Origin of the sequence: Saccharothrix longispora, assembly GCF_031455225.1 — a bacterium.
In the GTDB taxonomy this organism is placed as follows: Bacteria; Actinomycetota; Actinomycetes; order Mycobacteriales; family Pseudonocardiaceae; genus Actinosynnema; species Actinosynnema longispora.
The window spans coordinates 518,588-541,202 of the sequence record NZ_JAVDSG010000001.1 but is presented as its reverse complement, the minus strand read 5'-3'; the positions used below and the strand labels follow the sequence as shown (position 1 = coordinate 541,202).

Here is a 22,615-nt window from a genome sequence, read left to right as displayed (position 1 = left end):
GTAGGGCGCGGACGGCGGCCGTCGGGGGTGAGCGCCCTCACGTGAGGGACCAGAACGCGATCCCGCCGACGATCGCGCCCATCACGGCGCCCACCACGACCTGCGGCACGGTGTGGTGGCCCAGCGCCACCCGCGACCACGCCACCAGGGCCACCGCCGGTGACGCGAGCAGCACCCACGGGCCGTAGGTGATGGCCAGCACGACCACCGCGCCGGACGCCACGGCCGCGTGGAAGGAGACCTTCCAGCCGCGCGTGCCGCCCACCGGCAGGGCGAACGTGACGAGCAGGCAGAGCAGCAGGCTGAGGAACATCGACAGCGACAGGCCGAGCACGGTGCGCGGCGCACCGCCGAGGACGAGCGCGGCGATGCCCAGGGTCAGGGACGCGACGCAGGTCAGCAGCGGGACCAGCCGGCCCTCCCGGTTCGTCACGTGGTGGCCGTTCCAGCGGCCCCGGCGCGCGCCGCGCACGACGACGGCCATGGGGATGACCGAACCGGTCAGGCCCACGACGGCGCCCCACAGCAGGGTCTCCGGCACGCTCCTGGTGGCCTGCCAGGCCACCAGGAGCGGCACGCCGAGCACCAGGACCCACGGGGCCAGCACCTCCGTGGCCAGTCGGGCCAGGGGCGGTGCGGGCACGCGTGCGGTCATGATCGGGAGCGTAGCGGCGCGGGGGCCGTTTTACCGGTAGGCGTTGCGCGTGTACGTCGTGCTGAACTCGCCCCGGTTGCCGAAGTACACCGAAACGAGGTACGCCGGATCGGTTGCGAGCAGGCCGCGCTGGAGGTCCGAGCCGTCGTTCTGGTCGTCCCAGCCCCACGCGCTGTTGGCCGCGTTGTCCTTGCCGTTGTCGCCGCGGAACGTGCCCCAGCCCGCGAACGTCGCCGCGCTGGAGCGCTGCGCCCACAGGCCGCCCGGGGCGAAGGTGTCCACGAGCCGGTAGCCGACCGACCGGTCGTTGCCGCCCGAGGGCACCTCGCCGGTGTCGGACGGCACGTAGACCACCCCGTCACCGCCGGGGAACTCGGCGCCGTTCCACGCGTACAGGCCGTGGCCCTTGGCCTCCTGGCGGGTGGTGAACCGGGTGCCCTGCATGCGCAGGGTGCCGTCGACGGACTCCCGGCCCGAGGTGAAGGTGCTGCCGGGCGCCACATAGGAGTGGAAGTCGCTGTGCGCCACCGTGACGACGGCTTCGAGCTTCCCGTGGGTCGAGCCGTCCTTGCGGACCGTCGCCAGCAGGCCCTCCATGTCGTTCTCGTGGGTGAGCAGCGCGAACGGGTCGGGCACGTCCTCCCAGTCGCGCGGGTGGTAGAAGGAGTAGACCAGGAACCAGTGGGTCGAGGTCTCCACCACCGAGTAGTAGGCGGCGCCGGTGAGCCGGGCGAGCGAGTCGTCCTGGCCCTCCCAGTTGTTCAGCGTGTTCCACTCGCCGTCGTAATCCACAGTGGACAGGTAGTCGGCGTCGTAGTCGGACGAGTCGGTGTCCTGGTGGTGCACCGGGGCCCAGTACCGGGCGAGGTCGGCGTCGCTCACCGCGTGCGCCGGGGTCGTGGCGAACACCGGGAGCGCGAGTGCCGCGACCAGGGCCGCGGCGAACGTGCGTGCAGGGGTCATGCTCCACCTCCGTCAGGGGCCCGTTCGGGGCCAACGGGCCCTGCGGAACCCTGCGGTGAAGGAGTCACCGGCACAAGGGGCGATTCGGGTGATCGTTTTCGGATCACCTCTGCCAGGATCGGAGAACCCTCTGGAGCGCCTCGGCTTCCACCGGATCGGCGGTTGCGCCGAGCCGTCCGCGCACGGCGGGTGCCAGCGCTCCGGCGTGCGCGGACAGCGCGAGGAGCACCTCCTCCAGCGGGGGCGGCAGTCGCCACGTGACCCGGCTGCGCCGCACGGCGAGGCCGAGGCGCGGTCCGGTGAGGCGGTCCACGACCAGCGGGACGGCGCGTTCGTCGCCGAGCAGCGCGAGGGCGGCGAGGGCCGCGTCGGCGGCGGGCAGGTAGACGTCGCGGGCGGCCAGGGCCAGGTCGTCGGCGAACGGCGCGCGGACCGAGGCGAGCAGCAGGGCCGCGACCCGGCGGTTGTCCGGCTCGTCGTCGGCGAGCCGGTCGGCGACCAGCGGCAGCAGGTCCGGTCCGCTCCCCCGCACCGACCCCAGCAGGTCGCCGGAGGCCCACAGCGCGCCCCGCCGCACCTCGGCGTGCGGGTGCGCCAGCCACGCGGTGACCAGGCGCGGGTCGGGCACCTCCCGGTGCAGCCACCACACCGGGTTGGGCGCGGCCCACCAGGTCTCCTCCCACACCTCCGGCTCCGGGTCGAGCAGCGGCGCGGGGTCGACCTCCTCCCCCAGCCGACCGAGGCCGACGACGGCGGCGATCCGCACGGCCCGGTCGTCGTGGCCCAGCAGCCCGGCCAACCAGTCGCGGGCGGCCGGGTCGTCGTGCAGCCCGACGGCCACGACCAGGCCGAGCCGGGTGACCCGGTCCGGTTCGACGGCGAACCGGTCGGCGAGCACCCGCCACACGTCCCGGGCCTGCGCCAACGGGTACGTGACACCGCGCCGCACCTCGACGTCGGGATCGGCGAGCAGCGCGGTCAGCCTGGGCACGGCCCGCTCCCACGCCCCCGGCCACGCCGGGTCGACGGCGTCGGCGGTGCGCCCGGCGTGCCCCAGGTCGCCGACCACCTCCACCACCGCCGGCCGCACGGTGACGGCCGGGTCCTCGGCGAGGCCGAGCAGCGCGGGCAGCGCGGCGGGCGCGGCCGAGTACACCCGCGCGCCACCGCAGTGCACGACGTGGTCCAGCTCCCGCACGGCCGCCGCCGCGCGGTCGGGGTCGCGGACCTCGGCGAGCAGACCGGGCACGTCGCCCGCCGGTCCGTAGGCGTGTTCCAGGCGATTCCACACGCCGGGCAGCGTAGGCCGCGACGGGCCGTCCGGTAGCGGCTTTTCCCCGCCGCGGGTTCACCCGTTCGTGCCCGGACGGGGAGAGGTCAGGACGCCGGGAACATCCGGGTCATGCCGGGCGGCGGCGTGAAGGGGCGCCACCGGCCCGCGCGCTGGGCCAGCCGGTCGGCCACCACCCACAGCACGGTCGCGTTGTAGCCGTAGCCGAGGTGGCTGGAGGCGACCGCGACGTTCTCCGCCCTGGGCCCCTCCGGCGACACGCACGCCCGCCACGCCACGATCCCGTCGGACTTCGAGTACACCGACGTCGACGGCACCGGGAAGCGCGGCCGGGTGTGCTCCGGCGGCGGCATCTCCGCGCCCGCCTCGTAGAACCGGGCCAGCAGCCGGTAGACCGGGTTGACCCTGGTCTGGCGCAGGTCGGTCATCGCGTACGGGCTGCCGAGCGTGATCACCTGCCGGATCGTGCCGGGGTGCTCGCGGGCCAGCTCGCGGGCGAAGATGCCGCCCAGCGACCAGCCGACGACGCTCACCTTGCCCCGGCCGCGCGCCGCCAGCTCGCGCAGCCGCACCCGCATGCCCTCCACGACCTGCACCGACGGGCCGAGGTTGAGGCCCAGGCCCCAGCCGTGCACGTCGTAGCCGAGGCCGGCGAGGAACCGGCGCAGCGCCACCGTCGCGCCGTCGTTGAAGCCGAGGCCGGGCAGCACCAGCACGGTGTGCCCGTCGCCGCTGGGCGCGGCGCGCAGCAGCGGGCGGGCGGCGGCGAACTGGCCGATGTCCACCGCGGCCCTGGTGGGCTCGGTCAGGTACCACAGCCACCCGGGCACGGTGGGCGCGATCGGCTGCTCCACCTGCTCCACCTGCCCCGCAGGCGTGTCCGACAGTGCTGCCACGGCCCCTCCCCCCGCTCGGCGTCGAGCGTGTCCCAGGTCACCATGGTGTTTCACCGGCGTGAAAATCGCCAGTACCGATCAGTCTCGATTGCGCGCCGATCGGTCCGGACCACTACCGGGCCGTCAGGGCGAGCAGCCGCTCGGCGATCACCTCCGGGATCTCCAGCTGCGGCACGTGCCCGACCCCCTCGAACACCTCGAACTCCCAGGACGGGTTGCGCCGGGCCGCGGCCTCCGCCGCCTTGACCGGCACGAGCCGGTCGCGGTCGCCGTGCGCCAGGTAGACGGGGGCCTTCACCCTGCTCATCGCCGCGTAGTAGCGGCGGCCGGCCGCGCTGGCCCGGACCACCGAGCGGGCGGCGGCGAGGAACGCCTCGTCCAGGCCGGGGATCTCCTCGCGCTGCTCGATGAGGTTCATCGAGGCGAGGACGACCTCCTCGGGCACCACCTTGGAGTTCGCGCACACCAGGTTGAGCACGCGCTTGACCTGGCGGCGCGGCGACACGCCCCGCCGCGACCTCTCCAGCAACCAGCGCCCCGCGCCGGGCAGCGAGTACAGGGCGAACGCGGCGGCGACCTGCGGGTCGAGGCGGGCGCCCAGCAGTGGCACGGCCGGGTCCAGCAGGGCCAGGTGGGTGACGCCGGCGGGCCGGCGCGCGGCGTGCAGGACGGAGATCATCCCGCCCATCGAGTTGCCGACCAGGGCGACGGGCTCCCCCACCACCTCGGCGACGAACCGGTCGAGCAGGCGGGCGTTCGACGGCACCGTCGTGGAACGGCCCTCGGGGTGGGTGAGGCCGAACCCGGCGAGGTCGACGGCGAGCACCCGGTGGCGCTCCACCAGGTGCGGCGCGAGCAGGCACCAGTTCAGGTGCGACCCGCCCAGCCCGTGCACGAGGACGACGGGCGGCCCGTCGCCGCCGAAGTCCACGTAGTGCACCGGACCGTCCAGGTCCGCGTACCGGCTCGTCCCGCCCCAGTGGTCGAGTGTCGTCATACCCGCGAGTATGACCGACCGCTCGGTACGCCCGCCGGGGCATCCGCGCGGGCGCCCCGGGGGCGTCGTCAACCTCCCAGTCGGGCGCGCAGCTCGTCGCCTCGCGGGTCGCCCAGCGACTCGTAGAGCCGGGCGGCGGCAGCCCACTCGGCCCCCGCTTCCTCCGCCTGGCCGCGCCCGGCCAGGGCATCACCGAGGATCTCGTGCGACACCGCGCAGCCGTTCCAGTAGTCGGCCTCGGTCAGCACCCGCAGCGCCTGCCCGGCGTGCTCGGCGGCCTGGTCGAACTCGCCCGCGGCGATCAGCACGGCCGCCACGTCGTTCAGCGCGTTGCCGATGTTGCGCCGGTCGTCGTGCTCGCGCCTGATCTCCAGGGCCCGCCTCGCCTCGGTGAGCGCCAGGTCGACCTCGCCGGTCCGGACGTGCGCCTTGGCCAGGCCGGCCAACGCGGTGGCCTCGCCCCAGGTGTCGGCGTCCTCCAGGTGCATCGCCAGGGCCTGCCGGAACACCGGGATCGCCTCGCTGCTCCGCCCCATCGCGTGGTAGGTGGCACCGGTGTCGCGGAGCGTCCACGCGATGCCCCACCTCGTGCCGTCCTCGCGCCAGCGGACCAGGGCCGTCTCCAGGTGCTCCAACGCGCGCTCGAAGCGCAGCAGCTCCCGTTCGGCGATGGCGGCGCTGGTGCGCAACCACGCCTCGGCTGCCACCTCGCCGCAGGCGCGGGCCGAGTCGATCCCGACCTCGTGCGTCGTCACCCAGTCCCGGTGCGGCTTGCGGACGAGCATCAGGCCGAAGATCAGCACGGCCAGCTGCCAGGCCGCCCGGTGCTCGCCGAGGCGTGCCGCCTGGCTGATCGCCGCCACCAGGTTGGGGCGTTCCGCGTCACCCCACGCCAGGGCGGCGGCGCGGTCGGCGAAGTCCGGGACCACGCCCACCGGGTCTGGGAGGTCGATCGGGATCTGCGAGAAGAACGGGATGATCTCGTGCACCGCGGCGGCGGTGGCGTGCGCGTACCAAGTCAGCAGTCGGCGGACGGCCTCGCGCCGCCCCTCCTCGTCCTCGTCGGACTCCGCGCACTCGGCGGCGTGCAGGCGCAGCAGGTCGTGCAACTGGTAACGCCGGTCGCGCTCGGCGAGCAGGTGGACCGAGGTCAACTCGGCCAGCAAGCGGCGGGTACGCCCCTCGCCCGCCCCGATCAGCGCCGCGGCGGCGGACAGGCCGATGTCCGCGCCCCGGGTCAGCCCCAGCAGGCGGTAAGCGCGGGCAACGGGGTCGTCGAGCGCCCGGTAGGACCACGAGAACACCGCGCGCACCGTCGCGGTCTCGTCTCCCGGCGTCGCCAGCACGTCGAGTCGTTCGCGCTCCTCGGCCAGTTCGGCCACCAGGTCGGCCACCCGCGCGCCGTCGTCGTTCGCGAGCCTCTCGGCCGCGATGCGCAGCGCGAGCGGGAGGTGCCCGCAGTACTCGATCAGCGAGGAGACCGCAGCCGGTTCGGCGTCGATCCGCTCGGCTCCGACCACCTCGCGCAGGAGGTCCGCTGCCCGGTCCGGCGGCATCACGTCCAGCGGCATCCGGTGCGCTCCGTTCTTCGTCGCCAGACCGGCCAGGTCGCTACGGCTCGTGATCACGACCCTACAGGTCGGGGTGCCGGGGAGCAGGGGTCTCACCTGCTGCGCGGACGAGGCGTTGTCCAACAGCAGCAGCATCCGCCGGCGGTACACCAGGGAGCGCCAGAGCGCCGCTCTGGCGTCGACCCCGCCGGGTAATCGCTCGCTCGGCACGTCCAGCGCGCGCAGCACGTGTTCGAGAGCGTCCTCCGGGTTCACCGGGCGTTCGACGTGATAGCCGCGCAGGTCGACGTAGAGGTCACCGTCGCTGAACCTCTCGCGCACCCGGTGCGCCCAGTGCGTGATGAGCGAGGTCTTCCCCACACCGCCCACACCGGCGATCACCTCGATCGGCGACGCACGATCGTCCGCTGTGTCCAACCACTCGTCCAACCTGGCCAGATGGGCAGCGCGGTCGGTGAAGTGGGAAATCGCGGCAGGCAATTGCCGGGGCGTCGGGAACGAATGCGGGGCAGCGTGAAAGTGCACGTCCCCGTGTACGTCACGAGCCTGGAAAACATTGGAATGCGATACAGTCCCGGAAATTTCGTTGCGTGGACCGGACGCCACACCCACCACCTTCGAAGGCACGTGCCGGACGGAATGTCCGACATCGAAGATATCGGACACCGGATACCGCCGACCGGATAGGCGAACGTTGATCCGATCGGCTCGCGACCATTCGCCGCAACCGCTATCCCGAATCGCGCCACGCCCATTCCGCACCCCGCGGCGCGCGAGTCGTCCCCCGCGCCCCGGGATGCCTCGGCACCAGGGCACAATGGCTCGCTGTGACCACAGCCATCCACCAGAGGATCGCCGACGAACTGGGCGTGCGGGCCGGGCAGGTCAGCGCCGCGGTCGACCTGCTCGACGGCGGCTCGACCGTGCCCTTCATCGCCCGCTACCGGAAGGAGGCGACCGGCGCGCTGGACGACGCCCAGCTGCGCACCCTGGAAGAGCGGTTGGGCTACCTGCGCGAGCTGGAGGAGCGCCGGGCGGCCGTGCTGGAGTCGATCCGGTCGCAGGGCAAGCTGGACGACGCGCTGGAGGCGTCGATCCTGGCCGCCGACTCCAAGGCCCGCCTGGAGGACCTCTACCTGCCCTACAAGCCGAAGCGGCGGACGAAGGCGCAGATCGCGCGCGAGCAGGGCCTGGAGCCGCTGGCCGACGGGCTGCTGGCCGACCCGACGCAGGACCCGCGGGTCGTGGCCGAGGCGTACGTGACCGAGGAGGTCCCGGACGTCGCGGCGGCGCTCCAGGGCGCGCGGTCCATCCTGGTCGAGCGGTTCGGCGAGGACGGCGACCTGATCGGCGAGCTGCGCGAGCGCATGTGGACGCGCGGGCGGGTGACGTCGAAGGTCCGCGAGGGCAAGGAGGAGGACGGGGCGAAGTTCTCCGACTACTTCGACTTCTCCGAACCGTTCACCAAGCTCCCCTCGCACCGCATCCTCGCCCTGCTGCGCGGCGAGAAGGAGGAGGTCCTCGACCTCGTCCTCGACGCGGGCGACGACGAGGAGCCCACCGGCTACGAGGTGGGCATCGCGGCGCGCTTCGGCGTGGACGACCGGGGCCGGCCGGCCGACAAGTGGCTGACCGACACGGTCCGCTGGGCCTGGCGCACCCGCATCCTCGTGCACCTGGGCATCGACCTGCGCGCCCGGCTGCGGGCGTTCGCCGAGGACGAGGCCGTGAAGGTGTTCGCCTCGAACCTGCGCGACCTGCTGCTGGCCGCGCCCGCGGGCACCCGCGCCACCATGGGCCTGGACCCCGGGTTCCGCACCGGCGTGAAGGTCGCCGTGGTCGACGCGACGGGCAAGGTCGTCGCCACCGACGTGATCCACCCGCACGTGCCCGCGAACCGCTGGGACGAGTCGATCGCCAAGCTCGCCGCGCTCGCGAAGAAGCACGACGTGGAACTGATCGCCATCGGCAACGGCACCGCGTCGCGCGAGACCGACAAGCTCGCCGGCGACCTGCTCAAGCGGCACCCGGAGCTCACGCTCACCAAGGTCGTGGTGTCGGAGGCGGGCGCGTCGGTCTACTCGGCGTCGGCGTTCGCGTCGGCCGAGCTGCCCGGCATGGACGTGTCGCTGCGCGGCGCGGTGTCCATCGCGCGCCGGTTGCAGGACCCGCTGGCCGAACTGGTGAAGATCGACCCGAAGTCGATCGGCGTGGGCCAGTACCAGCACGACCTGGCCGAGTCGAAGCTGTCGCGCTCGCTGGACGCGGTGGTCGAGGACTGCGTGAACGCGGTCGGCGTGGACCTCAACACCGCGTCCGTGCCGCTGCTGACCCGGGTCTCGGGCATCACGGCCGGCCTGGCCGAGAACATCGTGCTGCACCGCGACTCGAACGGCCCGTTCCGCTCCCGCAAGGCGCTGAAGGACGTGCCGCGGCTCGGCCCGAAGGCGTTCGAGCAGTGCGCGGGCTTCCTCCGCATCCCCAACGGCGACGACCCGCTCGACGCCTCCTCCGTGCACCCCGAGGCGTACCCGGTGGTGCGCCGCATCCAGCAGCGCGCGGGCGCGGAGCAGCTGATCGGCAACACGGCGGTGCTGAAGTCGTTGCGGCCGCAGGACTTCGTGGACGACACGTTCGGCCTGCCCACCGTCACGGACATCCTGCGCGAGCTGGAGAAGCCCGGTCGCGACCCGCGCCCGGCGTTCAAGACGGCGACGTTCGCCGACGGCGTGGAGAAGATCGCCGACCTCAGGCCCGGCATGGTGCTGGAGGGCGTGGTGACGAACGTGGCCGCGTTCGGGGCGTTCGTCGACATCGGCGTGCACCAGGACGGCCTCGTGCACATCTCGGCGCTGTCCGACACCTACGTGAAGGACCCGCGCGACGTCGTGAAGTCCGGTGACGTGGTGCGGGTGAAGGTGCTGGAGGTCGACATCCCGCGCAAGCGGATCGGGTTGTCGCTGCGGTTGCAGGACGAACCGGGCCGCAAGCCGGCGCGCGACCAGCAGCAGGACGGTCGGCGCGGCAGTGGCGGCGGCGGTGGCGGTGGCGGTGGCGGTCAGCGCGGCGGTGGCCGGCGCGGCGGCGGTGGCGGCGGCGGTCGTCAGCCGGAGCGCCCGCCGGCCAACGGCGCGATGGCCGAAGCGCTGCGGCGCGCGGGGCTTGGCGGCGGTCGATAGGGGTACCCGGCCGGCATGAGGGTCGTCGTCACCGGGGCCAGCGGCAGCGTGGGCACCGCCCTGCGCCGCGAGCTCCGGGACGACGACCACCCCCACCCCGACCGGACGCACGACGTCCTCGGCGTCGCCCGGCGCGTGCCCGACGACAGTCGGTGGGTCCGGTGCGACATCGGCGCGCCGGGTGCCGAGGAGATCTTGACCAGGGCGTTCGACGGCGCCGACGCCGTGGTCCACCTGGCGTGGGCGATCCAGCCCCGCACCGACGAGCCCGACATGCGCCGCACCAACATCGGCGGCACCGAGCACGTGCTGCGCGCCGCCGACCGCGCGGGCGTGCCGCACCTCGTCGTCGCGTCCTCGGTCGCCGCCTACTCCCCCGCCGACCACCCGGTGGACGAGGACTGGCCGCGCGACGGGGTCGCCGGGAGCGGGTACAGCCTGCACAAGGCGGAGCTGGAGCGGATGGTGGCCGGCAGGTCGTCCACCACCGTCGTCCGACCGGCCGCGGTCGTGCAGGACGACGCGGCGGGCGAGATCGAGCGGTGGACGCTGAGCCCGCTGGTGCCCGCCGCGCTGCTGGGCCGTTCGTGGCTGCCGGTGCCGCTGTGGCGCGGGCTGCGGTTGCAGGTGGTGCACGCGCGGGACGTGGCGGGGGCCGTGGCGCTGCTGCTGCGCGGACGGACGACCGGCGCGTTCAACGTCGCCGCCGACCCGGCGCTGCGCGCGCGCGACCTGGCGGAGATCTTCGGCGGTTTCCTGGTGCCGGTTCCGTTCGCCGCGGCGCACGCCGTGGCGGGCCCCGCGTGGCGGTTCGGCGCGCAACCGCTGCACCCCGGCTGGCTGCGCCTCGCGGACCAGGTGTCCCTTGTGGACACGACGCGGCTGCGGGCGCTCGGCTGGGCGCCGCGGTACGCACCCCGGGAGGTGCTGGACTCGCTCGTCCGGGCGATGATCGACGGGCGTGGCACGTGGGGACCACTCGCACCGCGTGACGGGGCGTGGTGGCGCAGACTGGGTTGGGGACGGCCGAGCCGACAGGGAGGGTTGCGTTGAGCGACGTCGTGGACGCGGTGGTCGTGGGAGCAGGGCCCAACGGGCTGGTGGCGGCGAACGTGCTGGCCGACGCCGGGTGGGACGTCCTGGTGCTGGAGGCCGCCGACGAGCCCGGCGGGGCGGTGCGCACGGCGGAGCTGATCGAACCCGGGTTCAAGAACGACCTGTTCAGCGCGTTCTACCCGCTGGGCGTGGCGTCACCGGTGATCGCCGGCCTGGACCTGGCGCGGCACGGGCTGGTGTGGCGGCACGCGCCCGAGGTGCTGGCGCACGTGCTGCCCGACGACCGGGCCGCGCTGCTGTCCCGGGACGTGGACCGCACGGCCGCGTCGGTGGACTCGTTCGCGGCCGGCGACGGCGAGGTGTGGCGGGAGGAGTTCGCGCGCTGGCAGCGGGTGCGGGACTCGTTGATCGAGGCGCTGATGAGGCCGTTCCCGCCGGTGAAGGCCGCGGCCGGGCTGCTGGGCGCGCTGGGCGCGGGCGGTTCGCTGCGGTTCGCGCGGACGTTCGTGCAGTCGGTGCGGGCGTTCGGCGACGACCGGTTCCGCGGTGAGGGCGCGCCGATGCTGATGGCGGGCAACGCGATGCACACCGACCTCGGGCCGGACCAGGGCGGCGGTGCCGCGTTCGGGTGGCTGCTGTCGATGCTGGGGCAGGACGTCGGCTACCCGGTGCCCGAGGGCGGGGCCGCGTCGCTGACCCGGGCGCTGGTGCACCGCCTGGGCGGGGTCGTCGAGTGCTCGCGGCCGGTGGCGCGGGTCGTGGTGGCCGGCGGTCGGGCGTTGGGCGTGCGCGACGCGTCGGGCGGGTTCGTGCGGGCGCGCAAGGCGGTGTTGGCGGACGTGCCCGCGCCGACGCTCTACCTGGACATGGTGGGCCCCGACCACCTGCCGCCGCGGCTGGTGTCGGACCTGGGCCGGTTCGAGTGGGACGACGCGACGGTGAAGGTGGACTGGGCGCTGGACGGGCCCATCCCGTGGACGGCCCCCGAGGCGCGCGGCGCCGGGACGGTCCACCTGGGGGGCGACTTCAACGGGTTGGCGGTGGCCAGCACGGAGATCGCGTGCGGCAAGCTGCCCCGCACGCCGTTCGTGATCATGGGGCAGATGACCACGTCGGACCCGACCCGGTCGCCCGCGGGTACGGAGACGGCGTGGGCCTACACGCACGTGCCGCGCGGCGAGTCGTGGTCGCCCGAGCGGACCCGGCGGCGGGCGGACCGGGTGGAGCAGCTGATCGAGCAGCACGCGCCGGGGTTCCGCGACCTGGTGCGCGGGCGCTTCGCGCAGGGGCCCGGCGACCTGGAGGACCGCAACCGGGCGCTCGTGGGCGGGTCGATCAACTCGGGGACGGCGGCGATCCACCAGCAGCTCGTGTTCCGCCCCGTGCCGGGGCTCGGGCGGGCGGACACCCCGGTGGACCGGCTGTTCCTCGCGGGCGCGTCGGCCCACCCCGGTGGCGGGGTGCACGGCGCGGCGGGGGCGAACGCGGCGCGGGCGGCCTTGGCGCGCAACGGCCTGGCCGGGGACGCCTACCAGCTGTTGGTCCGCGGTCTGCACAAGGCCGTGTACTAGAGCGGGCCCGTGCGGCGGCGGAGCGGTCGTCCGGCGCGAGGTCGTTCCCGCGCCGGACGGCGGGTCAGTCCCGGCGCCGGACGGCGAGGTCGGCGAGCCGGCGCAGCGTCTCGCGGTTGCGGGGCTTGAGGAACACGGCCTGCACGGCCTCCGGCAGCAGCGCGGGCGGCCCCTTGACGGCTTCCTCGGACATGACGATCTCGGTGCCGTCCGCCACCTCGGTCAGCTCGAAGCGCACCCGGGCCGCGCCGAGGGGCCACAGGCGGGCCTCCAACTCCAGCAGCCGCCCCGGTTCGACGGCCAGCACGGTGCTCACGTCCTTCACCGCCACCGGCCACGCGCCCACGCTGTGGTGGATGCGCGTGCCCACCCCCGGCCACCCCGGGTCCACCTCGCGGATGTGGGCGGCGCCCACCACCCAGCCCGCGTACGACCAGCCGTCCTCGAGCACCGAGAACACCTTGTCCACCGTCGTCGGCACCACCGTGCGCACCTGGATCACGCCACCGGGGTTCCCGCGCTCGACGTGGGGAAACCGCTACCGGGCGCGGGTGCCCTTGAGCGCGACCAGGTCCGACTCGAACAGGTCGGCCACCACGGCGAGGCCGCCGGGCGTCGCCGGGTCGGGCCGGGCGACGTAGGACTGGGTGCTCGACGGCCGCCCGGCCAGGGAGAACCGCAGCTGACCGGTGAGACCGCGGGTGTCCACGGCGTTGGTGTCGGCGAACGCGCGCAGCACGCCGTCGCGGGTCAGGTCGCGCTCGGCGCACGCCTTCTCCAGGATCGCGGCGAACGCGACGCCGATGACGTAGCCGTGGTCCACCGAGCCGGTCGGCTCGACGTCGGGGAACTTCTCCCCGAATGCGGCCGCGACGTCGCGCGGACCGGGCGCGTCGGTGGCGAACGGGGCGATCGGCGACACCACCAGCAGGCGTTCGGCGACGGCGCCGGCGGCCGGGGACTCCAGGATCAGCGGGTCGTAGCCGACCGCGTTGACCAGGAACGGGACCTTCCAGCCGAGGTTCTCGGAGGTGGCGACGGCGAGGGCGGTCTGCTGCGGCGAGGTGCTGAGGAACACGGCCTTGGCGCCGGCCGCGCGCAGTTCGGCGATCTGGGCGGACACGTCGGCGGTCTCGGCGACGGACCGGGACACCAGCCGCATGCCCCAGTGCCCGGCGGCGAACTCGCTGCCCTCCAGGGCGTTGCGGCCGTAGTCGCTGTCCACGTGGACGTGGCCGACGGTGTCGCCGGGCGCGATGACGCCGGTCCGCTTCAGGTGGTCCAGGCCGTTGATCACGTCGAGGTCGTAGGTCGTCCCGACGACGACCATGTGCGGGTTGCCGAGCAGGCTCGCCGACCACGACGCCGGCGCGGCGAGGGCACGCGTCTGCATCAGGTCCGGCTCGATGGCCTCCGTCATCGGCGCGCCGGTGACGTCCACGAACCCGAGGACCTCGGGCTCCAGCGCGAAGTAGCCGTCCAGCGCCCGGTTCACGTCGTAGCCGTGGTCCTCCTGCTTCAGCTCGACCTTCCGGCCGCAGATCCCGCCGCGCCCGTTCAGCTCCCCGAAGAACAGCTCGTAGCCCTTGATGCGGAGCAGCGAGGTGGCCGAGAACGGGCCGGTCAGGTCGGTCAGCACGCCGAGGGAGATGGTCGTGTCGGTGACCCCCGGGCCGGTCTGGACCGGGTCCCCGTCCTCGCCGGCGCACCCGGAGGCGACCAGGGCGATCACGGCCGTCGTCACGATCAGGTTGCGCACGAGTGAACTCCCACCTCCGGTTACCGGTCGGTAGGAGTATTGGCAGAACCCGGCCCCGGCACCTAATCCTGTGAGGAACCGCACCGCGGGCGCGGTGCGCGGCGGGACTACCCGGCGCGGGTGCCCTTGAGCTTGACCAGCTCCGATTCGAACAGGTCCGCGACCACGGCGAGGCCGCCGGGCGTCGCCGGGTCCGGGCGGGTGATGTAGGACAGCGTGCTGGACGGGCGCCCGGTGAGGGAGAACCGCAGCGGACCGGTCAACCCCTTCGTGTCCACGTGGCCGGTCTCCTGGAACGCCCGCAGGACGCCGTCGCGGGTCAGGTCGTGCTCCGCGCACGCCTTCTCCAGGATCGCGGCGAAGGCGACGCCGACCGCGTAGCCGTGGTCCACCGACCCGGTCGGTTCGAGGTCGGGGTAGGTGCGCCGGAACGCCTCCGCGACCTCGCGCGGTCCGGCGGCGTCGGCGGCGAACGGGGCGATCGCCGAGACGACCAGCACCCGCTCGACGACGGCCGCGGCGGCCGGCGAGTCGAGGATCGACGGGTCGTAGCCGGCGGCGTTGACCAGGAACGGGACGTGCCAGTCGAGCCGCTCGGCGGTGGCCACGGCGGTCGCGGTCTGCCGCGGTGAGGTGCTGAGCACCACGGCCTTCGCGCCCGCCGCGCGCAGTTCCGTCACCTGGGCGGCGACGTCGGCGGTTTCGGCGACGGGCTTCGCGACCAGCTCCACGCCCCAGTGCCCGGCGGCGAACTCGCTGCCCTCCAGGGCGTTGCGGCCGTAGTCGCTGTCCACGTGGACGTGGCCGACGGTGTCGCCGGACGCGATCGCACCGGTCCGCTTCAGGTGGTCCAGGCCGTTGATCACGTCGAGGTCGTAGGTCGTCCCGACGACGACCATGTGCGGGTTGCCGAGCAGGCTCGCCGACCACGACGCCGGCGCGGCGAGGGCACGCGTCTGCATCAGGTCCGGCTCGATGGCCTCCGTCATCGGCGCGCCGGTGACGTCCACGAACCCCAGGACCTCGGGCTCCAGCGCGAAGTAGCCCTCCAGCGCCCGGTTCACGTCGTAGCCGTGGTCCCGCTGCTTCAGCTCGACCTTCCGGCCGCAGATCCCGCCGCGCCCGTTCAGCTCCCCGAAGAACAGCTCGTAGCCCTTGATGCGGATCGACGACGTCGCCGAGAACGGGCCGGTCAGGTCGGTCAGCACGCCGAGCGAGATGGTCGTCCCGGTCACCCCGGGACCGGTTCTCGGCTCGGGCTCGGGCTCGGCGCAACCGGCGGCGAGCAGTCCGAGCAGCGCGGTAGTGGCGATCAGGGTGCGCACCGGTGACTCCAATGTCAGGCCGCTCACCGGTGGGAGCGTGGGCGGACCACCGGTGCCCGTGATTGTGCATACCGAACGGTCGGAATGTCGCTCGGAATTACCCGTGATTCACTCGAACGGCGCAACAGCGAGCGCGTTCGTGGATGACGGCGGCGGGTGGCGCGGTGACGGTGACGCCCTGTCGCCGCGTGAACAGGACGTCGCGCACCCGCTCGCGCGGGGCCGCACCAACCCGGCCGACCTCGGTCGCCGGGCCGGGTGGTCGCGGGAACGCGCCCGCGACCACCCGGCCCGATCAGGTCCTACAGGTAGGAGCGCTGCCCCCACGGCATGGCGGCGGCCAACTGGGCGCGCCGGCCGATGTCCAGCTTGCGGTAGATGCGGGTGATGTGGAGCTCCACGGCCCGGGTCGACACCGAGAAGTGCTCGGCGATCTGCCGGTTCGTCATGCCTTCCAGCATCATGAGCGCGATCCGGTGCTCGTGCGGCGTCAGCGGCTCGCGGGAGCGCGAGTCCGCGGTCTGACCGTCGCGCGGGCGGACGATGCCCGGCACCCGCTCGCCCTCCGGCAACCCCAGCAGGACGTGCCACTGGCGGATGCGCACCTCGGCGATCGACTGCGAGCGCACGTACGGGTCGCCGCGCACCAGGTCCCGGGCGGCGGCGTCGTCCGGCACCTGCACGATCAGCAGGACACCGGACCCGTCGGCCCACGGCCCGGTCCCGACGAGCACGCCCTGCTCGGCGAGCGGGCGCCAGTATTCCCGGTGCGCGAGATGAATGGATCTCCGCACCTGTCGCGCATCGCGAAAAGTCAACTCAACGGCGAAGGCCACTGGACTGATCCCCATTTCATTCAGCGGCACCAATATCGCCACACACTCAACTGCCGGCTTTAATGAGTGTCAAGTGAGACGCGTCACACCCACGATACGGGAACCCGATGGCACCTATAGCCGCTTTTCGAACCAGTGCTCCGCATAGCGGTCGTGGTTGAACGGCGCAACCTCCCGGTAACCGTGCCGGGTGTACAGCGCACGGGCTTCGACCAGGTCAGCGCGCGTGTCGAGACGGATCGAGGTGGCGCCGAACGAGACGGCGGACTCCTCCACGGCGGTCAACAGCGCCACTCCCCCACCGGTGCCCCGGGCCTCCGGCCGGACGTAAACCCGCTTCAACTCCGCAGTACCGGGGTTGACAAACCGGTACCCGGCGCACCCCTCGACCACCGGCCCGCGCCCACCCGTGAAGAACACGGCCAGGTCGTCGGTCGGGTCCTCGGAGATGGCCAGGTCAACCTCTTGCGGGGTCGCCGGGCGGCCGTGGTAGCGGGCGATGATGTCGGCCAGGTAGTCCCGGATCACCGCCACTGCCTCCGGGCTGTCCACCGACGCCGGCTGAACGGTCCATGAAGTCACCGACAGATTTTCACCCCCGATAGGCCATTCGGACACCCGGTTTTCCGCATTCCGGACGCGTGTAAAGTCCACGCCCGTGGCAGCGCAACAGGTCCGCCTGGAGCGGGACGCGGTCGACCTCGCCGTGCTCACCGTCGACGCCCCTCCCCTGAACCTCTACACCGACGGGTTGCACGACCTGCTGGAGGCCGCCGTCGAGGACCTGGAGGAGCGCCCCGCGCGGGCCCTGCTCGTCCGGGCCGAGGGCCGGGTCGTCAGCGGCGGCGTGGACGTCAACCTGTTCGCGGCGCAGAAGACCCGGGCACAGGCCAAGGCGCTGTTCGACGGGATGCTCGACCTGCCCGAGCGCATCGCCGCCCTGCCGTTCCCGACCGTGTTCGCCGCGCACGGCCTGTGCCTGACCTGGGCGTTCGAGGTGGCCGTGGCCTGCGACATCCTGCTGGCCGCCGAACGGGCGCGGTTCGGGCTGGTGGAGAAGGTCGTCGGCCTCACCCCGACCATGGGCGGCACGCAGCGGCTGGCCGCACGGGCGGGCGTGGGCCGGGCCAAGGAGCTGGTGATGACCGGCGACACCTACGACGCGGCCACGCTGGAGCGGTGGGGCGTGGTCAACCGGGTGCTGCCCGACGAGGGCTTCGACGACGCGGCGCTGGAGTTCACCCACGCCCTGGCCACGGGCCCCACGCGGGCGCACGCGGCCACCAAGCGGGTGCTGGCGCACTTCGAGAGCGGCGGCGTGGCCGAGGCCAACGAGCACATCACGTCCATCGCCGCCGAGCTGTTCGACACCGAGGACCTGCGCGGCGCCGTGCGGTCGTTCCTCGACCACGGGCCGGGCAAGGCGACGTTCAGCGGTCGCTGATCCGCCGGAACTCCAGCCAGCGGGTGTTCTGCCGCTGCCAGACGTCCTGGTAGCGGCGGTAGAGCACGTCCACCCGCGCCGGGTCCACGTCGGCCGGGGGCGTCGCGGCGAGGTAGTGCGCCACGTCGTCGCGCAGCCGGTTGAACCCGGCCTGCGACTCCTCCATGAGCACCCACAGCGACCGCCAGGCGAAGAACGGCTCCAGCCCGGCGAACACCGTGGACAACGCCACCAGCGAGAACGCCAGCCCCGTCCAGAAGTCCAGGTCCTGCCAGCCCAGGATGATCGTCGCGGTGGCCGACATCGCCAGCAGGGCGACCTTGAGCGCCACCGAGCGGCGCCGGAACCCCTCCTTGCGGGCGCGGCCGAACTCGCGGGCGCCGTCGATCCGCTCCAGCAGGTCCAGGGCCAGCTCGTGCGGCGTCAGGCCCGACTTCACGGCGGGGCGGGGGTCGGGCTCGGCGGCCCCGGGCTGCTCCACGTCCGGCATCCTAGGGATCACCGGGGGTCGTAGGCGGCCGATCCGTACCACGCGAGGGCGGAGCGCAGCTCCACGACGTCCCGGTCGCGGCGCTTGCGGTAGCGCTCGTGCGAGATCGGGTACACCCGCAGGCCGCCCTTGTGCACGGTGAAGCTGCCCCGGCCCAGCGTCTCCGGGGCCTTGGCGGCGCCGACGAGCCACACCACCAGCCACGGCCGGGCGTGGTGCGCCTCGACCTTGACCCGGGCGATGGCGTACCAGGGCAGGCGCCGGGTCTCCGCGCCGTTGGACAGGGTGAGGCCGTCCGGCCCCACGTCCAGGGTCAGCGCGGAGCTGGCCACGCCGATCAGCAGCCGGACCGCGGTCACCGCGAACAGCGCGAACGCGATGAACGCCGCCAGCCGGACCAGGTCGGGGGCGCCCGCCTTGGGGTCGGCGACCGCGGCGGTGACGATCGCGGCCAGCAGGTTCACCCCGGCCCAGCTGATCCCGGCCACGCGGGAGGTCCTGAACCGCGAACCGGTCGGCCGCACGTCGCCGCGGTCCTGCTTGGCCGCCGCGACCCGCGTGGCGGGCACGACGGGCTTGCCGGGCTTGCCGGGCGCGACCGGTGCGGCGGGGCCTACCGGTGTCGCGGGGCCGAAGGGCGGCACGGGGGTGGCGGGGCCGGCGGGCGCGGCCTGCGCGACGCGGGTCGCGGGCTTCGCCGCCGGCGGCTCGTCCAGCATGACGCGGGTGGGCGGCTTCGCGGGCAGCATGCTCAGCTCGGTGTGCCGCTGCTCCACCACGGAGCGGATGCGCGAGGGCAGCCACGACGGCTCGGCCGACGGCGGCCCGATCAGCTCCAGCAGCCCCGCCGGCGTCGGCCGCCGCTCGGGGTCGCGCTCCAGGCACGGCAGGATCAGCGGCACCAGCGACGGCGGCACCAGCGACAGGTCCGGGTCCTGGTGCACGACCCGGTAGACCAGCGCGGACGTGGCGCCCTCGCCGAACGGGCCGCTGCCGGTCGCCGCGTGGACGAGCACCGAGCCGAGGGCGAACACGTCGCTCTGCGTCGTGATCCGCTTGCCCACGACCTGCTCCGGCGACAGGTAGCCGGGCGTGCCGAACACGATGCCCGCCTCAGTCAGCGCGGAGTGCTCCAGCGCGCGGGCGATGCCGAAGTCGATGACGCGCGGCCCGTCGTCGGCCAGCAACACGTTCGACGGCTTGAGGTCGCGGTGCACGAGGCCCGCGCCGTGGATCGCGACCAGCGCCTCGGCCAGGCCGCCCGCGAGCCGCCGCACGGCGCGCTCGGGCAGCGGGCCGTGGTCCTGCACGGCCTGCTGGAGGCTCAGGCCCGGGATGTACTCGGTGGCCATCCACGGGTGCTCGGCGTCCGGGTCGGCGTCCACGACGGTCGCGGTCCAGAAGCCGCCGACCGCGCGGGCCATCTCGACCTCGCGGCGGAACCGCTCGCGGAACTGGGGGTTGTCGGCCAGCTCGGAGCGGGCGACCTTGACCGCGATCGGCCGGCCGCCGCGCGAGCGCGCCAGGTACACGGACCCCATCGCGCCGCGACCGAGCGCGGCGAGCAGCGCGTAGTCGCCGATCCGCGACGGGGCGTTCGGGGGCAGGGGCTGCACGACACCCACACTAGAGGCGTTCGCGGCGGCCTTCAGCCGTACGGGCCGGTTCGATACCGACGCCACACCGGCGCAACCCCGGCCCTCCCCGCCGCTTCGGGCCCCTCACCTGCCGCGTTGCTCCGCCAGCGCCACCAGTTCGGCCGCGCGGGACCGCCACGAGCGGGTCAGCACCGACTCGCGCAGCGCCGCGGCCGGCCGCGGTCCCCCGTCGGCGAGGGTGCGGCGCACGGCGTCGACGAACTCGGCGTGCGACCGGGCGGCGCGCACCCGGTCGGCGTAGCCGGCCAGCTCGGCGAAGTCCGTGCTGACCACCGGCAGGCCCAGCGCGAGGTACTCCTTGAGCTTGATCGGGTTCGAGTGCTTGATCCAGTTGTTGTCCTGCCACGGCATGATCGCCACGTCGAACGCCGATCCGTAGGCCGGGACCAGGTCGTAGGGGCGGAACCCGAGCCAGTGGACGTTGGGGTGCTCGTCGAAGCGCTCCATCGGGTGCGTCGCGTCGCCGATGAGCACCAGCGACGCGCCGGGCAGCTCGACGGCGAGGCGTTCGAGCAGGTCGAAGTCGACCACGAAGTCGTCGAGGGCCCCGAAGAACCCGATCCGCGGACCCGGGATCGCCCGCACGTCGTCCGGCCACTCGTGCTCGGGCCGCGTGGTGAAGTGGTCGACGTCCACGCCGTGGTCCAGGAAGTGGGCGCGCTCGCCGGTGCGCGGCGCCTCCTCGGCCATGAGGGCGTGGCTGACGTAGACGACGTGGTCGGCGTGCTCCAGGAGCCGGTGCTCCAGCGCCTCGATCGCGCCGCGGTCGGCCTCGGGGAAGTCGGAGTGCCGGTCGGAGCGGTTGAACACCAGGCTGCGCCTGCGCATCGGCGCGACCACGTCCCACGCGGTCGGGATGGTGACCATGATCACCGGCGTGCGCAGGCGCAGGAACGCCGCCACGAGCCGCACCTGGGCCCGCACCAGCACGGCGTTGACCGCGCGCAGGAACGGCGAGCCGTAGAACGGCAGCGGCAGCGGCGACATCACGTAGAAGTCCGGCTCGGGGCGGCGCACGAACTTCGCGACGCTGCGCAACTTGCGCACGATGCGGCGGGCCACGTGCGTGCTGTTGCCGCGGGTCGGCATGCGCATGCCGATGCTGTTGACCACCAGCACCCGGCGGTCCCGCGCGACCGACCGCATCAGCTGGAAGTCCGAGTGCGCCCGGTTGTGGTACCACCAGTCCTGCGCCGAGAAGCAGATCCAGCCCGGCCGGTCCCCCTCGCCGGGCCGGTCCGGCCACCGCCGCCAGCGCACCAGGTCCGTGACGGCGGTGCGGTGCTTGGCGTGCCGGGGGGCGCGCAGCAGCTCGTTGACCAGCACCGCGCACCACATGGCGACCGCGGCCGGGCGGCCCCGGCGCTCGCGCACCATGCGCACCCGGTTCGTGGTGGCCATCGACCACAGCACGGGCGACGTGGACTGCTCGCCGCCCAGGTGCACGGCGTGCGCGCGGGGCTCGTAGCGGATCGCGAAGCCGCGCTCGCCCGCGCGGAGCATGTACTCCGTCTCCTCCGAGTACAGGAAGTACCGCTCTTCCAGCACGCCCGTCGCCTCGCGGGCCTCGCGGGAGATCAGCCACGCGGCGCCGGTCGCCCAGTCCGCAGATCCGGCCGCGGCGTAGGCGCGGGGGTCGACGACGAGCTCGCCGAGCGGGACGTGCCGGCCGGCACGGGTGCCGCCGAGGAACGCCTCGCCCAGCGCGCGCAGCGGGTTCGGGGCGCGCCGCAATGACAGCTGCGGCTCGCCGTCGGGCCCGGTCAGGCGCGGCACCGCGATGCCGGTGCCGGGCAGCGCGAGGGCGGCCAGCAGGAACGCGACCGCCTCCGGGTGCAGGCGGATGTCCGGGTTGAGCACGAGCACGTCGCAGTCCGGCGCGGCGGCGAACCCGGCGTTCACGCCCGCCGCGAACCCGTCGTTGGCGGTGCGGGCGACGACCCGCGCGTGCGGGGCGACCCGGCGCACGACGTCGAGCGTGTCGTCGGTGGAGGCGTTGTCCACCACCACGACCCGACTGTCCGGAACGGACTCCAGCGCGGTGGCGACGGAGGTGAGGCAGTCCCCCACCACGTCGGCGCTGTGGTAGGTCACGATGACCACGGCCAGCGGCACTATCTACTCCCCCGTGCGGCGGAAGCGGGTGCGCAGCGCGCCCCCGAGGAGGCGGAACGCGAACGGGAGGTCGTCGCGCAGGTAGCGCTTGGCGAGGCGGCGGGGTTCGAGGGCGAGGCGGTGCAACCACTCCGCGCCGACCTTCTGCACCACGCCGGGGGCACGCGTGAACTCGCCCGCGGCCATCGGGATGCCCGCGCCGCAGCCGAGGAACCAGGCGTCCGGGAGTTCGGCGCGCAGCAGGCGGATCAGGTTCTCCTGCTTGGGGAAGCCCAGGCCCACCATCACCAGGTCCGGTGTGGCCTCGACGACCCCGGCGACGGTCTCGGCGGTCAGGGCGTCGTCCCGCTCGAACCCGAACGGCGGTGAGCCCGTGCCCGCGACGCGCAGGCCGGGGTGGCGGGCGGTGAGCACGTCGGCGGCCTTCTCCGGCACGCCGGGGTTGCCGCCGAGCAGGTAGACCGAGCGGCCTTCCCGGGCCGCGGCGGCGGCGAGGGTGAACACGAGCGACGAGCCGGTGACGCGTTCGGGCACCGGGACGCCCGCGAGGCGACCGGCCCACACGACGGGCATGCCGTCCGCGACGACGACCTCGGACTCGGCGATCAGCGCGGCCAGTTCGGGCCTGCGGGTCGCGGCGCGCACGATGTCCACGTTGGCCGTGACGATCGCGCCGCCCGCGGACCGCCGCCACGCCTCGACCACGTGGTCGGCGAGACCGGATTCGCTGACGGCCCACACGTCGACGGCGCCCACGCGGACGCGGGCCTGCGAGATGTCCGGCATACCCGCGTCATCGGCGGTGGAGC

Annotated in this window: 19 protein-coding genes; 4 read left to right on the top strand and 15 right to left on the bottom strand. The window is 73.8% G+C overall.

Going from position 1 to position 22,615, the window contains the following annotated elements; translation table 11 throughout:
- Positions 1–37 precede the first annotated feature (37 nt).
- From J2S66_RS02370 to J2S66_RS02345, 6 genes are all read right to left on the bottom strand, one after another.
- Entirely contained in the window at positions 38–655 is a 618-nt protein-coding gene (locus J2S66_RS02370; protein WP_310303173.1) for a phosphatase PAP2 family protein, read from the bottom strand.
- A 30-nt stretch (positions 656–685) separates the two neighbouring features.
- Complete coding sequence (locus J2S66_RS02365) at positions 686–1,618, bottom strand: hypothetical protein (RefSeq protein WP_310303171.1); 933 nt, start codon at positions 1,616–1,618, stop codon at positions 686–688.
- Between the two features lie 103 nt (positions 1,619–1,721).
- Positions 1,722–2,909 carry a HEAT repeat domain-containing protein gene (locus J2S66_RS02360; RefSeq protein ID WP_310303169.1) on the bottom strand — a complete coding sequence of 396 codons (1,188 nt, stop codon included), beginning with the start codon at positions 2,907–2,909 and terminating at the stop codon, positions 1,722–1,724.
- 86 nt (positions 2,910–2,995) lie between these two features.
- Entirely contained in the window at positions 2,996–3,805 is an 810-nt protein-coding gene (locus J2S66_RS02355; protein ID WP_310303165.1) for an esterase/lipase family protein, read from the bottom strand.
- A 112-nt stretch (positions 3,806–3,917) separates the two neighbouring features.
- Positions 3,918–4,802, bottom strand: coding sequence for an alpha/beta fold hydrolase (locus J2S66_RS02350; protein ID WP_310303162.1), 885 nt, complete (start codon positions 4,800–4,802; stop codon positions 3,918–3,920).
- Positions 4,803–4,870: 68 nt separating this feature from the next.
- On the bottom strand, positions 4,871–6,898 hold the full coding sequence (locus J2S66_RS02345; RefSeq protein ID WP_310303159.1) for an ATP-binding protein: 2,028 nt from the start codon (positions 6,896–6,898) through the stop codon (positions 4,871–4,873).
- Positions 6,899–7,200: 302 nt separating this feature from the next.
- Here J2S66_RS02345 and J2S66_RS02340 point away from each other — a divergent pair, with 302 nt between their 5' ends.
- Genes J2S66_RS02340 through J2S66_RS02330 form a run of 3 tightly spaced genes read left to right on the top strand, consistent with a single transcriptional unit; the run spans position 7,201 to position 12,179 of the window.
- Positions 7,201–9,552 carry a Tex family protein gene (locus J2S66_RS02340; RefSeq protein WP_310303156.1) on the top strand — a complete coding sequence of 784 codons (2,352 nt, stop codon included), beginning with the start codon at positions 7,201–7,203 and terminating at the stop codon, positions 9,550–9,552.
- A 15-nt stretch (positions 9,553–9,567) separates the two neighbouring features.
- Positions 9,568–10,605 carry an NAD-dependent epimerase/dehydratase family protein gene (locus J2S66_RS02335; RefSeq protein WP_310303154.1) on the top strand — a complete coding sequence of 346 codons (1,038 nt, stop codon included), beginning with the start codon at positions 9,568–9,570 and terminating at the stop codon, positions 10,603–10,605.
- Entirely contained in the window at positions 10,602–12,179 is a 1,578-nt protein-coding gene (locus tag J2S66_RS02330; RefSeq protein WP_310303152.1) for a phytoene desaturase family protein, read from the top strand. Before J2S66_RS02335 ends, J2S66_RS02330 begins: the two co-directional genes overlap by 4 nt.
- A 64-nt stretch (positions 12,180–12,243) precedes the next feature.
- Here J2S66_RS02330 and J2S66_RS02325 read toward each other — a convergent pair whose 3' ends face one another.
- From J2S66_RS02325 to J2S66_RS02305, 5 genes are all read right to left on the bottom strand, one after another.
- A complete protein-coding gene (locus tag J2S66_RS02325) occupies positions 12,244–12,681 on the bottom strand; it encodes an SRPBCC family protein (protein WP_310303148.1) in 438 nt (145 codons plus the stop codon).
- Between the two features lie 36 nt (positions 12,682–12,717).
- Positions 12,718–13,938, bottom strand: coding sequence for an ABC transporter substrate-binding protein (locus tag J2S66_RS02320; protein ID WP_310303146.1), 1,221 nt, complete (start codon positions 13,936–13,938; stop codon positions 12,718–12,720).
- Between the two features lie 107 nt (positions 13,939–14,045).
- Positions 14,046–15,290: an ABC transporter substrate-binding protein gene (locus tag J2S66_RS02315; RefSeq protein WP_310303144.1), complete on the bottom strand. Its 1,245-nt coding sequence runs from the start codon at positions 15,288–15,290 to the stop codon at positions 14,046–14,048.
- Positions 15,291–15,565: 275 nt separating this feature from the next.
- Complete coding sequence (locus tag J2S66_RS02310; protein WP_306745376.1) at positions 15,566–16,057, bottom strand: LuxR C-terminal-related transcriptional regulator; 492 nt, start codon at positions 16,055–16,057, stop codon at positions 15,566–15,568.
- A gap of 156 nt (positions 16,058–16,213) precedes the next feature.
- Positions 16,214–16,681 carry a GNAT family N-acetyltransferase gene (locus J2S66_RS02305; protein ID WP_310303140.1) on the bottom strand — a complete coding sequence of 156 codons (468 nt, stop codon included), beginning with the start codon at positions 16,679–16,681 and terminating at the stop codon, positions 16,214–16,216.
- A gap of 76 nt (positions 16,682–16,757) precedes the next feature.
- On the opposite strand from J2S66_RS02305, the gene J2S66_RS02300 reads away from it, so the two are divergent.
- Positions 16,758–17,543, top strand: a complete 786-nt coding sequence (locus J2S66_RS02300; RefSeq protein ID WP_310303137.1) for an enoyl-CoA hydratase/isomerase family protein — start codon at positions 16,758–16,760, stop codon at positions 17,541–17,543.
- Here the strand turns inward: J2S66_RS02300 and J2S66_RS02295 are convergent.
- The 4 genes from J2S66_RS02295 to J2S66_RS02280 form a co-directional block, all read right to left on the bottom strand.
- Positions 17,530–18,024 carry an SLATT domain-containing protein gene (locus tag J2S66_RS02295; protein ID WP_310303134.1) on the bottom strand — a complete coding sequence of 165 codons (495 nt, stop codon included), beginning with the start codon at positions 18,022–18,024 and terminating at the stop codon, positions 17,530–17,532. The genes J2S66_RS02300 and J2S66_RS02295 overlap by 14 nt on opposite strands.
- A 17-nt stretch (positions 18,025–18,041) precedes the next feature.
- Positions 18,042–19,649: a serine/threonine-protein kinase gene (locus J2S66_RS02290; protein WP_310303132.1), complete on the bottom strand. Its 1,608-nt coding sequence runs from the start codon at positions 19,647–19,649 to the stop codon at positions 18,042–18,044.
- Between the two features lie 105 nt (positions 19,650–19,754).
- Entirely contained in the window at positions 19,755–21,806 is a 2,052-nt protein-coding gene (locus J2S66_RS02285; protein WP_310303130.1) for a glycosyltransferase, read from the bottom strand.
- A 3-nt stretch (positions 21,807–21,809) separates the two neighbouring features.
- Positions 21,810–22,592 (bottom strand): WecB/TagA/CpsF family glycosyltransferase, encoded by a 783-nt coding sequence (locus tag J2S66_RS02280; protein ID WP_310303128.1) that lies wholly within the window; start codon positions 22,590–22,592, stop codon positions 21,810–21,812.
- Positions 22,593–22,615: the final 23 nt, after the last annotated feature.